This window comes from Thiomonas islandica, assembly GCF_055383445.1.
The window spans coordinates 1,004,538-1,017,791 of the sequence record NZ_AP042391.1 but is presented as its reverse complement, the minus strand read 5'-3'; the positions used below and the strand labels follow the sequence as shown (position 1 = coordinate 1,017,791).

15 protein-coding genes are annotated in these 13,254 nt (G+C 67.6%); 11 read left to right on the top strand and 4 right to left on the bottom strand.

What is annotated here, in order from left to right:
* Positions 1 to 151: 151 nt before the first annotated feature.
* Positions 152 to 817, bottom strand: a complete 666-nt coding sequence (locus ACZ47F_RS04870) for a GNAT family N-acetyltransferase (RefSeq protein ID WP_464926162.1) — start codon at positions 815 to 817, stop codon at positions 152 to 154.
* Between the two features lie 423 nt (positions 818 to 1,240).
* On the opposite strand from ACZ47F_RS04870, the gene rplM reads away from it, so the two are divergent.
* The 7 genes from rplM (at position 1,241) to ACZ47F_RS04835 (ending at position 6,261) form a co-directional block, all read left to right on the top strand.
* Positions 1,241 to 1,669, top strand: a complete 429-nt coding sequence (rplM, locus tag ACZ47F_RS04865; RefSeq protein ID WP_464926161.1) for a 50S ribosomal protein L13 — start codon at positions 1,241 to 1,243, stop codon at positions 1,667 to 1,669.
* Positions 1,670 to 1,678: 9 nt separating this feature from the next.
* A complete protein-coding gene (gene rpsI / locus ACZ47F_RS04860; RefSeq protein ID WP_464926160.1) occupies positions 1,679 to 2,071 on the top strand; it encodes a 30S ribosomal protein S9 in 393 nt (130 codons plus the stop codon).
* A gap of 208 nt (positions 2,072 to 2,279) precedes the next feature.
* Positions 2,280 to 2,750, top strand: a complete 471-nt coding sequence (locus ACZ47F_RS04855; protein ID WP_464926159.1) for a heavy metal-responsive transcriptional regulator — start codon at positions 2,280 to 2,282, stop codon at positions 2,748 to 2,750.
* Positions 2,725 to 5,334: a heavy metal translocating P-type ATPase gene (locus tag ACZ47F_RS04850; protein ID WP_464926158.1), complete on the top strand. Its 2,610-nt coding sequence runs from the start codon at positions 2,725 to 2,727 to the stop codon at positions 5,332 to 5,334. The genes ACZ47F_RS04855 and ACZ47F_RS04850 overlap by 26 nt, the downstream gene beginning before the upstream one ends.
* Positions 5,335 to 5,345: 11 nt before the next feature.
* Positions 5,346 to 5,750: a DUF302 domain-containing protein gene (locus ACZ47F_RS04845; protein ID WP_464926157.1), complete on the top strand. Its 405-nt coding sequence runs from the start codon at positions 5,346 to 5,348 to the stop codon at positions 5,748 to 5,750.
* A 13-nt stretch (positions 5,751 to 5,763) separates the two neighbouring features.
* Positions 5,764 to 5,970: a CopZ family metallochaperone gene (locus ACZ47F_RS04840; RefSeq protein WP_464926156.1), complete on the top strand. Its 207-nt coding sequence runs from the start codon at positions 5,764 to 5,766 to the stop codon at positions 5,968 to 5,970.
* A 138-nt stretch (positions 5,971 to 6,108) separates the two neighbouring features.
* Complete coding sequence (locus ACZ47F_RS04835) at positions 6,109 to 6,261, top strand: hypothetical protein (protein WP_464926155.1); 153 nt, start codon at positions 6,109 to 6,111, stop codon at positions 6,259 to 6,261.
* Between the two features lie 117 nt (positions 6,262 to 6,378).
* On the opposite strand, the gene tgt is transcribed toward ACZ47F_RS04835, so the two are convergent.
* Entirely contained in the window at positions 6,379 to 7,518 is a 1,140-nt protein-coding gene (gene tgt / locus ACZ47F_RS04830) for a tRNA guanosine(34) transglycosylase Tgt (RefSeq protein WP_464926154.1), read from the bottom strand.
* Between the two features lie 75 nt (positions 7,519 to 7,593).
* Between tgt and ACZ47F_RS04825 the strand changes: the two genes are divergently transcribed.
* From ACZ47F_RS04825 to ACZ47F_RS04810, 4 genes are all read left to right on the top strand, one after another.
* Positions 7,594 to 8,730 (top strand): MlaE family ABC transporter permease, encoded by a 1,137-nt coding sequence (locus ACZ47F_RS04825; RefSeq protein ID WP_464926153.1) that lies wholly within the window; start codon positions 7,594 to 7,596, stop codon positions 8,728 to 8,730.
* Between the two features lie 73 nt (positions 8,731 to 8,803).
* A complete protein-coding gene (locus ACZ47F_RS04820; RefSeq protein ID WP_464926152.1) occupies positions 8,804 to 9,589 on the top strand; it encodes an ABC transporter ATP-binding protein in 786 nt (261 codons plus the stop codon).
* Positions 9,590 to 9,622: 33 nt separating this feature from the next.
* On the top strand, positions 9,623 to 10,591 hold the full coding sequence (locus tag ACZ47F_RS04815; RefSeq protein ID WP_464926151.1) for an MlaD family protein: 969 nt from the start codon (positions 9,623 to 9,625) through the stop codon (positions 10,589 to 10,591).
* Positions 10,588 to 11,244 (top strand): ABC-type transport auxiliary lipoprotein family protein, encoded by a 657-nt coding sequence (locus ACZ47F_RS04810; protein ID WP_464926150.1) that lies wholly within the window; start codon positions 10,588 to 10,590, stop codon positions 11,242 to 11,244. The genes ACZ47F_RS04815 and ACZ47F_RS04810 overlap by 4 nt, the downstream gene beginning before the upstream one ends.
* Positions 11,245 to 11,323: 79 nt before the next feature.
* Here the strand turns inward: ACZ47F_RS04810 and ACZ47F_RS04805 are convergent, their stop codons facing one another.
* Positions 11,324 to 11,941: a DUF2202 domain-containing protein gene (locus tag ACZ47F_RS04805; protein WP_464926149.1), complete on the bottom strand. Its 618-nt coding sequence runs from the start codon at positions 11,939 to 11,941 to the stop codon at positions 11,324 to 11,326.
* Between the two features lie 61 nt (positions 11,942 to 12,002).
* Complete coding sequence (gene queA / locus ACZ47F_RS04800) at positions 12,003 to 13,223, bottom strand: tRNA preQ1(34) S-adenosylmethionine ribosyltransferase-isomerase QueA (protein ID WP_464926148.1); 1,221 nt, start codon at positions 13,221 to 13,223, stop codon at positions 12,003 to 12,005.
* Positions 13,224 to 13,254: the final 31 nt, after the last annotated feature.

The following is a 13,254-nucleotide window of genomic DNA, read 5'->3' as shown; positions in this document are numbered from 1 at the left end:
CGAGGATGGCCAGATGCAAGGCGCACGGCGCGCAGCGACCAAGACATATCAAATAGATAGGCGTGGCAGCGCGCACCGCGCAACGCCGCAGATGGCCCACCGCAGTAGTTTTTCAACGGCCTGTTAAACCTCTGGGGCGTTGACAGACCGCTCAGGTCGATTTGGCGCAGCGGCCGAACAGCCAGAAGCAACGCCACTGACGCATCGCGGCCTTGAACCAATAGTCGATCTGCCCGGTCTGGTTTTCCAGCAGGGCATCGAAGTGGCTTTGGTAATCGTCCTCCGGCAACTCCAGATAGGCTTCGGTTTCACCGCCTTCGTTGTGCACCTTCATTCCAGCGCGGCGTGCGATCTTGAGCATCGCGGCATTGCTGCTCAGGCATTGCATGTACAGCACGTGCAAGCCACGGTTGCGCGCCTCCACCGCGGCACGCTGGAACAATCGGGTGCCGATGCCCAGGCCGCGGCCGCGCGGCAGCACCGATACGCCGAACTCGGCGCGCTGCGTCTGCCCCGGCTCGATCGCGATGTGCGCCACCGCGATCAGTTCGAGCGTGCGGTTGAACACGCCGAAAATCTCGTCCCGGTCGAAACGGATCGAATCGACATACGCGCGGATGCGCTCGTCGCTGGCGGCGTAGCCGAAGCGCAGGTAGCGGTCCTGAGCGTCCAGCGCGAGGAAATGCCGCAGCAATTGCTCCCGGTGCTCCGGGCCGATCGGTCGAATCGGAATGATCGGTGCGCGCACCTGGCGCACCGGCTGGGCTGCCAGTGCCAGGTGCGGGGCGGGCGGTGCGGATTCGGGTGTCGCAGACATGGGGGAGAGACCGTCGGTTTGGTATGTTGCAGTGCAACATAGTTTAGGCCGCACCCGACTGAATTCAACCCCGATTGTTCATTGGGGTTTGGAGGGCAGGCGGATGCAGTGGCGAGCCAGTGCGCCGCATCGTGCACCCAAACAGCACCGCAGGTGCGCCCAATGGATCATCTGAGTTCAAGAGCATCCCCCTGCCGCCAGCATGGCCCTGTGCGGCAAAACCACGACGCCGCGGCCATTCAAACTCCTGGCCGTGACAAGCCAGCGCTGCGGCATATAATGCACTGTTTGGCTTTGAGCGAGGGCCAAAAGCGATCCCATGCCGGTGGGCGCGGAGCTGCAATGTCTGCTTCTGTGCAGACGCAGACAGCCGCACATCACTGGTGGGTAATTTCATTTCTCACCTTTCTTTCAGGAACAACCATGAAAACCTTCAGCGCCAAGCCGGCCGAGGTCGTGCATGAGTGGTTCGTGATTGACGCCGCAGACAAGGTTCTCGGTCGGGTTGCCAGCGAAGTAGCCCACCGTCTGCGCGGCAAGCACAAGCCCATCTACACCCCGCACGTCGATACCGGTGATTACATCATCGTCGTCAATGCGTCCAAGCTGCGCGTGACCGGCAACAAAGCCAACGACAAGATCTACTACCGCCACACCGGGTATCCCGGTGGCATCTACGCCACCAAGTTCAAGGACATGCAGGCACGCCACCCAGGCCGTGCACTGCAACTGGCGGTCAAGGGCATGCTGCCCAAGGGCCCGCTTGGCTATGCCATGATCAAGAAGCTCAAGGTCTATGCGGGCGCGGAGCATCCGCACAGCGCCCAACAGCCCAAGACCCTCGACATCTAAGGACGCGCGATGATCGGAAACTGGAATTACGGCACAGGCCGTCGCAAGAGCTCGGTGGCTCGCGTGTTCATCAAAAAGGGTACCGGCAAAATCACGGTCAACGGGAAGGATGTCGAGCAGTATTTCGGCCGCCAGACCTCGATCATGATCGTCAAGCAGCCGCTGATCCTCACCGAGAACGAAAACAACTTCGACATCAAGATCAACGTCCACGGCGGCGGTGAAACCGGCCAGGCCGGCGCCGTGCGTCACGGCATCACCCGCGCGCTGATCGATTACGAGGCCTCGCTCAAGCCCGCGCTGTCCAAGGCCGGCTTCGTCACCCGCGACGCCCGCGAAGTGGAACGCAAAAAAGTGGGCCTGCGCGGTGCCCGACGCGCCAAGCAGTTCTCCAAGCGCTAACCCAGGCCCGCGCTGCCTTTGTCCAGAACCCGCCGCAGGCGGGTTCTTTTTTGCCTCCCCGCCGCAGGCGGGTTCTTTTTTGCCTCCCCGCCGCAGGCGGGGTTTTTCCCGCCTTGGGCAGGGACTTTTTCGTCCGGCAATACCCTTCCGTCATTCAAGTCTTTAGTCGACTATAAACTTTGAATCTCCTCGTCGATCACCTCCTGCCATGCAAGCAACCACGGATCCTGCAGACACCCCTAGCCTGACCATCGGCGAGCTCGCGCAGCGCGCTAGTCTGGGGGTGGAAACTCTGCGGTATTACGAGCGTCTTGGCCTGCTGGCACCGGCACGGCGCACCGCCAGCGGCTACCGGCAGTACACGCTGCAGGCGCTGGAAAAGCTGGATTTCATCCGCCGCGCGCAGGCGCTGGGATTCTCGCTGGCGCAGATCGGCGAACTGCTGAACCTGCATGCCCGTCCCGAGGCCGACATGGGCGCGGTGCGCGCCATCGTCGCGCAGCGTCTGGCCGAGATCGACGCCAAGATGGACGATCTGCACCGGCTGCGTGCCGGGCTGCAGTCTTTGATGGACGCCTGCCCCGGCCACGGGCCGAGCGCGCAATGCCCGATCCTCGCCGCATTGCGCGGGGATGCAACTAAGGAGACGGCGCATGACCCCGACCGAGCGCATCACTGAACCGACCGCCTGCCCGGTCGATCGGTCCCCGCAGACCGACCCGCCCGCGCCAAAGCCCCCGGCGCGGCCCGTCGGCAACAGCCAGACGCTGCGGCTCGGAGTGGACGGCATGACCTGCGCCTCGTGCAGCGCGCGGGTGGAACGCGCGCTGCGCAAGCTGCCCGGCGTGCTCTCAGCCACGGTGAATCTGGCCACCGCGCAGGCCGAAGTGGCCTTTGATCCGCAGACCGTCACTCCGCAGGCGATCGTCGATGCGGTGGCAGCTGCGGGCTACACCCCGCTGGTGGCCGAGGCCACGCTGGATGTCGAGGGCATGACCTGCGCTTCGTGCGTGGGGCGGGTGGAGCGGGCGCTGCGCAAGCTGCCCGGCGTGCTCTCAGCCACGGTGAATCTGGCGATCAACCGCGCGCAGGTGCGTTTCCTGCCCGCGATGCTGCAGCCGGATGCGCTGGCGCAGGCGGTGGTTGCCGCAGGCTACGGCGCCCGTGTGGCGCAGGAAGGCAGCGCCGCCGAAAATGCCAGCACTGCAGCGCATGCGCAGGTGCTTGCGCGCACGGCCCGCGACGCGATTCTGGGCGCGGCGCTTGCGCTGCCGGTGCTGCTGCTGTCGATGCTGCCGATGGTCTGGCCCGCGCTCGATGCCGCACTGCTGCGCGCCAGTCCTGTGCCGCGGTTCTGGGACTGGGTGCAGTTCCTGCTCACTACCGCGGTGCTGTTTGGCCCCGGACGGCGGTTTTTCCGCGCCGGCGCGATCGCCTACCGGCATCTGTCACCCGATATGAATTCGCTGGTGGCCACCGGCACCGGCGCGGCCTGGGCCTATAGCAGTCTGGTGCTGCTCGCGCCGCAGTGGTTCCCCGCCGAATCGCGGCATGTGTATTTCGACTCGGCCGCTGTGGTGGTCGCGGTGATTCTGGCAGGCAAGTCTCTGGAGGAATTGGCCAAGGGCCGCGCTTCGGCAGCGATCCACAAATTGCTCGGCTTGCAGGCCAAGCAGGCCACGCGGCTCGATGCGCAAGGCGGCGAGCAGCAGGTCAGCGTGTCCGCGCTGCAGATCGGCGACCGGGTGCTCGTGCGGCCCGGTGAGCGCCTGCCGGTGGACGGGCGGGTGGTCGAAGGCGACAGCCATGTGGACGAATCCATGCTCACCGGCGAGGCAGTGCCGGTGCGGCGCAGGCCAGGTGATGCGGTCGTCGGCGGCACGGTCAACGCCGAAGGGCGGCTGGTGGTCGAAGCCACCGCGCTCGGTGCCGACACGGTGCTGGCGCAGATCGTGCGGCTGGTGGAAAGCGCGCAGACCGGCAAGCTGCCGGTGCAGCGCGTGGCCGACCGCGTGGTGGCCGTGTTCACCCCGGTGGTGCTGCTGATCGCCGCCGGCAGCTTTGCCGCATGGCTGCTGCTCGCCGGCAACCTGAGCGCCGCGCTGGTGGCAGCGGTGGCCGTGCTGGTGGTGGCCTGTCCGTGCGCGATGGGGCTGGCCACACCCGCGGCCATCCTAGTGGGCAGTAGCCGCGCGGCGGAAATGGGCGTGCTGTTCCGCAAGGGCGAGGCGCTGGAAACCCTCTCGCGCATCGACACCGTGCTACTGGATAAGACCGGCACCGTCACCCTGGGCCGGCCCGCGCTTACCGCGCTGCACAGCCCCCTGGGCGATGACGCGGCGCTGCGTCTGAGCGCCGCGCTGGAGGCCGATTCCGAACACCCGCTGGCCCGCGCGGTACGCGATGCGGCCACCGCGCGCGGTCTGGCCCTACCCATGGCGCAGGAATTCGCTGCCATTCCCGGCTACGGTGTGCGCGGCGTGATAGGCGGCCACGTGCTCTTGCTCGGCGCGCAGCGGCTGATGCAGCGCGAGGGCGTGATGCTGGGCGAGTTCGGCGCGCTCGCCGACGCGCTCGAAGCGCAGGGCCAGACCGCGGTGTTCCTTGCACAAGACGGTGCGTGCATCGCGGTGCTAGGCATTTCCGATCCGATCAAGCCCGAGGCCGCTGCGGTGGTGCAGGCGCTGCGCCAGCGCGGCCTGGAGGTGGCGCTGGTCTCGGGCGATGCACGCCGCACCGCGCAGGCGGTGGCCGCGCTGCTTGGCATCTCCGAAGTGCATGCCGACGTGCTGCCGCAGGACAAGGCGCAGGTGGTGCAGTCGCTACAGGCACAGGGACGGCGCGTTGCCTTCGTCGGCGACGGCCTGAACGACGCCCCGGCGCTGGCGCAGGCCGATGTCGGTCTGGCGCTGGCCAGCGGCACTGACGTGGCGATCGAGGCCGCCGACGTGAGCCTGACCCGCGGCGACCTCGCCACCCTGCCGACCGCGATCGACACCGCCCGCCACACCCTGCGCACCATCCACGGCAATCTGTTCTGGGCGTTCGCCTACAACATCGTGCTCATTCCGCTGGCTGCCGGCGTGGCCGCGCCGTGGGGCGTCCATCTGCACCCCATGCTCGCCGGGGTGGCAATGGGGCTGTCGTCAGTGTTCGTCCTCGGCAACAGCCTGCGTCTCAGGCGCCTGTCCCCCTGGGTTCCCACCGATGCGCAGCCGGCGGCAACATCACTTCATCTCGCTCCCCTCCAACCCACTCCTTGAGAGGACACACCATGCCGTCCATCGTATTTTCCGCCCAGCCCCGCTGCACCTTCGACGATGCCGTGGCCCGCACCACCGAGGCGCTCAAGGCGCAGGGCTTTGGCATCATCAGCGACATCGACGTGGCCGCCACGCTCAAGGCCAAACTCGGCGTCGAGCGTCCGCGCTACCGCATCCTCGGCGCCTGCGCCCCAGCCTATGCGATGAAAGCGCTGGACTTCGATCCGCACATCGGCGCACTGCTGCCGTGCAATGTGGTGGTGCGCGAAGATGCCGCGAGCGGGCAAGTCGTGGTCGACTTTATGGATCCGACCTCGGTGCTCGGCCTGATCGACAAACCCGAAGTCCACGCCATCGCCAAAGAGGTCTGCAGCAAACTGATGCAAGCCAGAGACGCGCTGGCGCAATCCGCCTGAAAGGAGCCTTCCAATGAACACCGTACAACTGCAAATCACCGGCATGACCTGCGGCCACTGCGTTGCCGCCGTGACCAAAGCGCTCAAATCCGTTCCCGGCACGCAGGACGTGCAAGTCGACCTGGCCAGCGGCTATGCCACCGTCCAAAGCAGCGCCGGGCCCGAGGCGCTGGTCAAGGCGGTGGAGGAGGAAGGCTACGGAGCCACGGTCAAAGACTGAACTGCGGGCACCAGACCTTGCGACGCGGTTTGCCATATACGTGCGCCACATACATCGCTCGCTTCGGCACAGGCATGGCAACCTCCACCGTGTTCTCCAACAACCGCTCGCAGTCGCCCCGCGGACAACCTGGCGGTGGTGGACGATTTCGTCAGCCGCCTCGATGTGTTGCCCTACACCGCCAAGGCAGCACAGCACTATGGCCAGATCCGTGCCGCGCTCGAACGGGCAGGCGAACCCATCGGAGTCAACGATCTGCAATCGCAGCGCATGCCTGCAGCGAGGGGCTGACTCTGGTGACCGACAACATGGGCGAATTCCGCCGCGTGCCCGCGCTGCAGGTCGAGAATTGGCTCGAGCTTTGAGGACATCGGGGGCAGCGCAGCCGGGCCGGCTGCGGATCGCGGCTCACGGCCCCCGCGCCCGGTCGGCGCGGAAACGGGTGACGAAAGTCTCGAAAGTTCCCGCATCGAGCGCGGCGCGCATCTCGCGCATGAGTTGCAGGTAGTAGTGCAGGTTGTGCGTGGTGGCGAGCATGCCGAACAGCATTTCGCCGCAGCGGTCGAGGTGGTGCAGGTAGGCACGCGAGAACTGGCGGCAGGTAGGGCAGGTGCAGGTGTCGTCGATCGGGCGCTCGTCCTGCTTGAAGCGGGCGTTGCGGATGCGCAGGTCACCAAAGCGGGTGAACAGATGGCCGTTGCGCGCGTTGCGCGTGGGCATCACGCAGTCAAACAGATCGATGCCGGCGGCGACGCCCTCGACCAGATCCTCGGGTGTGCCCACGCCCATGAGGTAGCGCGGCTTGTGCGCGGGCAGGCGGGGCGCGGTGTGGCGCAGCAGGCGCAGCATGTCGCCCTTGGGCTCGCCCACGCTCAAGCCGCCGATGGCGTAGCCGGGCAGGTCGAGTGCGGCCAGACCGTCGAGCGAGGCGTCGCGCAGGTGCTCGAACATGCCGCCCTGGACGATGCCGAACAGCGCATTGGGGTTTTCCAGCCGGACGAACTCGGCCTTGCAGCGCACGGCCCAGCGCAGCGACAGCTCCATCGACGCGCGCGCCTCGGCCTCGGTGGTGATGTGCTTGGCCCCGCCGCGATCGACCACATACGGCGTGCATTCGTCGAACTGCATGACGATGTCCGAATTCAGCACGGTCTGGATCTGCATGCTCACCTCGGGGGTGAGAAACAACCTGTCACCGTTGACCGGCGAGGCAAAGTGCACGCCCTCTTCGCTGATTTTGCGCATCGGCCCCAGGCTCCAGACCTGGAAGCCGCCGCTGTCGGTGAGGATAGGCGCGTCCCAGCCGATGAAGCGGTGCAGTCCGTCGAACTGCCGCACCACATCCAGCCCGGGCCGCAGCCAGAGATGGAAGGTGTTACCCAGGATGATCTGCGCGCCTGCGGCCTTCAGGCCATCGGGCGTGATGCCCTTGACCGTGCCATAGGTGCCCACCGGCATGAACTGCGGGGTGTCGATGGTGCCGTGGTTGAGGGTCAGAGTGCCACGGCGCGCGTGGCCCGCGGTGCGGTGAACGGTGAATTGCAGCATGGGCGCATTGTTTCAGACTCACTAGGACCTGCAGCGTGATCGGCTAACCTACGGCACAGTACCCACAGCCCGCCCATGCAACGCCCGACGCTCGAGCCCCAGCCTGTCGCCACCCTGTCCTGGATGCCCACGGACGGGACGCCGCACCAGCGCGTGTGCCGCCTGCAGGGCGCGTGGAACGCGCGCGGCCTGCAGCGCGCGCCCGACACACGCCTGCCCGAGGCGACGCGCCATGTCATCCTCGACGCCGCTGCCACGACGCTCGACACCAGCGGTGCGCTGCTGCTGATGCGCAGCATGGCGCAGTGGCAGGCCCACGGCGCCGATGTGGACACCAGCCGCCTGAGCGACGCGCAGCGTCAGTTGCTCGATCTGGTGGCTCGGCGCGCGCTCGCGCCGCCGCCGGGCCCGCGCCGTCTGGGGTTGCTGGGCGACATCGGCCGCGCCACGCTCACCGCGCTGGACGAGCTGCGCGCGCTGCTGGCCTTCGTCGGCGAACTGGTGTGGCGCGGTGCGCCGCTGCTGCTGCGGCCGTGGCGCCTGCGCTGGCGCGAGGTCGTGCATGAGATCGATGCCGCGGGGCTGCGCGCGCTGGGCATCATTGGGCTGCTGTCGTTTCTGATCGGCATGGTCATGGCGTATCAGGCCGGTGCCACGCTGGCCACCTATGGCGCCAACATCTTGATCGTCAACCTGGTGTCGATCATCACCCTGCGCGAACTCGGCCCGCTGCTCACCGCCATTCTGGTGGCCGGGCGCACCGGCTCGTCATACACCGCGCAACTCGGCACCATGCAGATCACCGAGGAGGTGGACGCGCTACGGGCGCTGGGACTGTCGCCCTTCGATATGCTGGTGTTGCCGAAGGTGGTCGCGCTGGTCATCACCCTGCCGCTGCTGGCGCTGTTTGCCGATGTGATGGGACTGATGGGTGGCGGCGTGGTCGCGGCGCTGGGGTACGGCGTGCCGTTCAGTGAATATGCCGCGCGCATTCCACAGGTGGTCGGTCTCAAGACCCTGTTGCTCGGCCTGGTGAAGGCGCCGGTGTTCGCGGTGGTCATCGCGCTGGTGGGCTGCATGCAGGGGTTGCGTGTCAAGGGCAGCGCCGCGGCGGTGGGGCGGGCGACGACCGTGAGTGTGGTGCAGGCGATCTTTCTGGTCATCGTGATCGATGCCAGCTTTTCCGTGCTCTACAACCTGCTGCGGCTATGAGCGCTCCGCACGGCCGCTCCGAAGGAGCGCTCAACTCCCTCCGGCACACGCGCGTCGCGCGGAAGGTCGTCCAGTGAGCGCAACGCCTGAGTTGATCATCGATGCACGCGGCATCGTCAACCGTTTTGGCGATGTGGTGGTACACGAGGGGCTGGACCTCTCGGTGCCGCGTGGCGCCATCATGGCGCTGGTGGGCGGATCGGGCACGGGCAAGACCGTGCTGGTTCGCAGCCTGCTGCTGCTGCGCGCGCCCAACGGCGGCACGCTCAAATTGTTCGGCCAGGATGCGCTGGCGGCGAGCGACGCGCAGCGGCAGGCGCTGCGCCAGCGCATCGGCGTACTGTTCCAGGGCGGCGCGCTGTTCACCGGTCTGACCGTGCTGGAAAACGTGCTGCTACCGCTGCGCGAGCAGGGGCTGGTGGACCGGCGCCTGCTACCCGAGCTGGGCATGCTCAAGATCGGTCTGGCCGGGCTGCCCGCGGATGCGGCGCACAAATATCCGGCAGAGCTGTCGGGCGGCATGGTCAAACGGGCCGCGCTGGCGCGCGCGCTCGCGCTCGACCCCGAGCTGCTGGTGCTCGACGAGCCGACCTCCGGTCTGGACCCAATCGGCGGCGCCGCGTTCGACCAGCTCATCCGCGAACTGCGCGACCTGCTCGGGCTGACCATCCTGCAGGTCACGCACGATCTGGACTCGATCTGGCATGGCAGCGACACTGTGGCCTTTCTCGCGCGCAAGCGGGTGCTCGCGGTCGGCCCGGCAGCCGAGCTGGCGCAGCGCGACGAGCCCGAACTGGTCGCCTACTTCCGCGGCAGCCGCTCAGCCGCCTATCTGCACGAAATCCGCGCAAGCGCATAGACACCCACACTGGAACTCAGCGAGGCCAAGCGCATGGAATCCAACGTCAATTACACCGCCGTGGGCCTGTTCGTGGTGCTGCTGGGCGCGCTGCTCGCCGGCCTGTGCTGGTGGCTGGCCACTGGCGGCAAGCAGACCGAAACGCGCCCCTATCTGATCTACGCCACGGACAATGTCAGCGGCCTGAAAACCAACAGCAATGTGCTGTACCGCGGCGTGACCGTGGGCAAGGTGGCGAGCATCGCGATCGACCCGAACAATCCGGCGCTCATCCGCATCAAGGTCGAGATCGACCGCAACGTGCCGGTGCGCAGCGACACTGTGGCGCAGCTTAGTCCGCTGGGGGTCACCGGGCTGTCGGCGATCAACCTGATCGGCGGCGCCTCGTCGGTGCCGCTGAAGGCGCCGCCGGGCGAGCCCGATCCGGTGATTCCGTACAAGCCGTCGGTGTTCACGCAGATCGAAGGCGGCATCAACGACGCGGCCATCACCCTGGCGCGCATCAGCCAGCGGGTCGATGCACTGCTCAGCCCGACCAATGTGCAGTCGCTCAGCGACAGCCTGCGCAATCTGCAGACGCTGACGGCGACGCTCGCGGCCAACCAGAACAACATCGACCAGATGTTCGCCAACGCCCGCCAGACCAGCGCCAACCTGGCGCAGATGAGCGCGCAGGGCGAGGCGCTGATGCGGCAGAGCCAGACGCTGGTCCGGCAGCTCGATACGGTCTCGGCGCAGCTGGGCGCGGTGATGCCGCAGATCGGCGCCGCCGCCAGTAGCGTGGCCCGCGCAGGCAGCACCACCACGGCGTTCACCGCCGCGGGCGCGCAGACCATGACCCAGCTGCAGACCCGCACCCTGCCCGAGCTTGACGCGCTGCTGCGCAATCTGCAGCAGCTCAGCAGGCAGCTCGGCGCGCTGACCGAAAGCCTCAAGGCTAACCCCAGTCAACTGCTCTATGGCCCGGCGCTGTCGCCGCCCGGGCCGGGAGAACGACCATGACCGCACCCGTGAACACCACCGCGCGCCGCGCGCTGCTGGCCTTGCTGCTGACGGCCAGCGCCTGGCTGCTTGCCGCCTGCGCACTGCCCGTCAACCGCCAGCCGGTGCAGCAAACCTACCGGCTCACCGCGGCCGACATCACCAGCGCGCCACTGCCGGAGCCGGTGGTGGTACAGCTGCTGCCGGTGCGCGCCGCAGCCGGGCTACAGACCGCCGCGATGCTCTACAGCCGCAGCCCCGACCTGCTCGCGCCTTACCGCGACAGCCGCTGGCTGGCGCCCCCGGCGCAGCTGGTCGCTGACGCGATCGCGCAGACCCTCGGCCGCCAGCCCTGGGTCAGCGCGGTGCAGCAGCAGACCGCGCTCGCCAATGCGCGGTGGGCGCTGCACTGCAACCTCGACCGCCTGGAGCACGACCTGCGCGGCAGCCAGGGCACGGTACATCTGGCTTTGGTGTGCGAACTGGCGGACCAGCGCACGCGCCGAATTGCCGCGCACTGGCGCTTCGACCGCGCGCAGCCGATTGCGGTGAACGATGCGGCACACTTCGCGCGCGGCGCGCAGGCGCTGCTGAATCAGGCGCTGGGCAAGATCGTGCAGCACACCCGCGATGCGGTGCAGGCGGCCCAGGCGGCACCGCCGACGCGGGATTGATCAGGCCCGCATCGGTTTGCTCCCCCGCCCTCACCCACTGTGTGAGGGCGGGCTGTGCACGCTTTGACGCCCAGCGCGCTCAGCAGCTTTCCTGTTCGCTCCAGGCCACGGCCTCGAAGTCGCCCAGGCTCATGTACTGCGGCACATATTCGCCGCGATGACGCTGCAGATGGCGGTAGAACGCGCGAAGATGGTTACGCGAGCCGCGTTCAAGATCCTCGTAGACCGCGCGGATTTCCGGCTGGCGGGTGCGGCTTTTCGCCTGCGCCAGATCGTAGAGATCGAGCTCCTCGACCAGCAGTCCGACCTGGATCGCATCGAGTTCGCTGCGCGAGCCGCGTGCCACCAGCTGGTCGTGCAGCGCCTGGAAATCCGGGGTGCGAAAGCGGCCAACCGGCAGGTCGTGCGCCGGGTCGGGCAATCCATAGTGATCGAGCAGCGCGGCCACTGCGTCCATATGTGCCTGCTCGGCGCCGCTGATGTTGAGAAGCGGCCGCAGCGCCCAGCGCTCGGCCAGCTGCAGGTACACGTCGCGGGCGATCTTTTCCTCCTCGCGCATGTGCAGCAGGTCGTGCTCCTCCTCGGCGCCGAGCGCCTGCGCGTGGTGCGACGCGATGCGCTGGCGAATCGCCGCGATGTGTTCGATGCGGTGTTGATGCCGGTCCTGCATGAACCGGGGGCTGAGAATGGATTGCATGATGGCGTCCCGTCGATACGATGCGCCCATTTTGGGCGCACGACGCCAGCAAGGTTTTGCCTCAGCGCAAATCCGGCCTTGATGACTGCCGGGTCAGCCACATGGCGTCGCCGTAGCTGAAAAAGCGGTAGCGCTGGGTGATCGCATGCGCATAGGCGGCGCGGATGGTGTCTATGCCGGCGAAGGCCGACACCAGCATCAGCAGGGTGGACCTGGGCAGGTGAAAGTTGGTCAGCAGCGCGTCCACCACCCGGAAGCGATAGCCTGGGGTGATGAACAGCGCGGTGTCGCGCGCGCCCGGCAGCACGGTGCCGACCGGCGCCCCAGCCTCCTCTGCCGCCAGCGCAGCGGATTCGAGCGCGCGCAGCGCGGTCGTGCCCACCGCGACAACGCGCGGCGCAGTCTGCGCCCGGCCCGCAGCACGTGCCTGCTGCGTACGCACTTGGGCAATCGCCCGCGCGGTGTCCTCGGGCACGGTATACCACTCGCTGTGCATCTGATGCTGGCGCAGATCGGTCACGCGCACCGGCTGGAAGGTGCCGGCGCCCACATGCAGTGTGACACTGGCGCGGCGCGCGCCCAGCGCGTCGATGCGCGCCAGCACCTCGGCATCGAAATGCAGCCCGGCGGTGGGTGCGGCCACCGAGCCGGGGTGCCGCGCATACACCGTCTGATAACGCTCGGCGTCCTCGCTGTCGGGCGCGTGGGTGATGTAGGGCGGCAGCGGCACCGTGCCAAAGCGCTGTAGCAGCGCAAGCGGCTCGCTCGGGAACTGCAGCAGGAACAGGCTGTCCTGCGGCCCGGCACGCCCGAGAGTCTGTGCGGCGAACAGTGTCGGAGCGTCGCGCGGTGGCTGCGCGGTTTCCTGCGGGCCTGCAGCGCCCAGCCACAGCACCTGTCCGGGCCTGGGCGGCTTGCTCGCACGCACATGCGCCCAGACCTGGTTGTCGTGCAAGACCCGCTCGACCAGGACTTCGACCGCCCCGCCGCGCGCGGCGCCGGCCTGCCCGCCTGTGTGCGCCGGCGCAGCAGCTGCCTTGTGGCCCCACAGCCGCGCCGGAATGACCCGGGTGTCGTTGAACACCACCAGATCGCCGGGCCGCAGCAATCCGGGCAGGTCGGTGAACACACGGTCGTGCAGCACCGGCGCCTGGCTGAGGTCGAGCAGGCGGCTGGCGCTGCGCTGCGGCGCAGGATGCTGCGCAATGAGCTCGGCAGGCAGGTGAAAGTCGAAATCATCGACCGTGAGGACGGGCGCGCTGGGGTGGGGTGTGGAGGTCATCGCGGATGAGTCGGGCCGGACACGGGCCGTG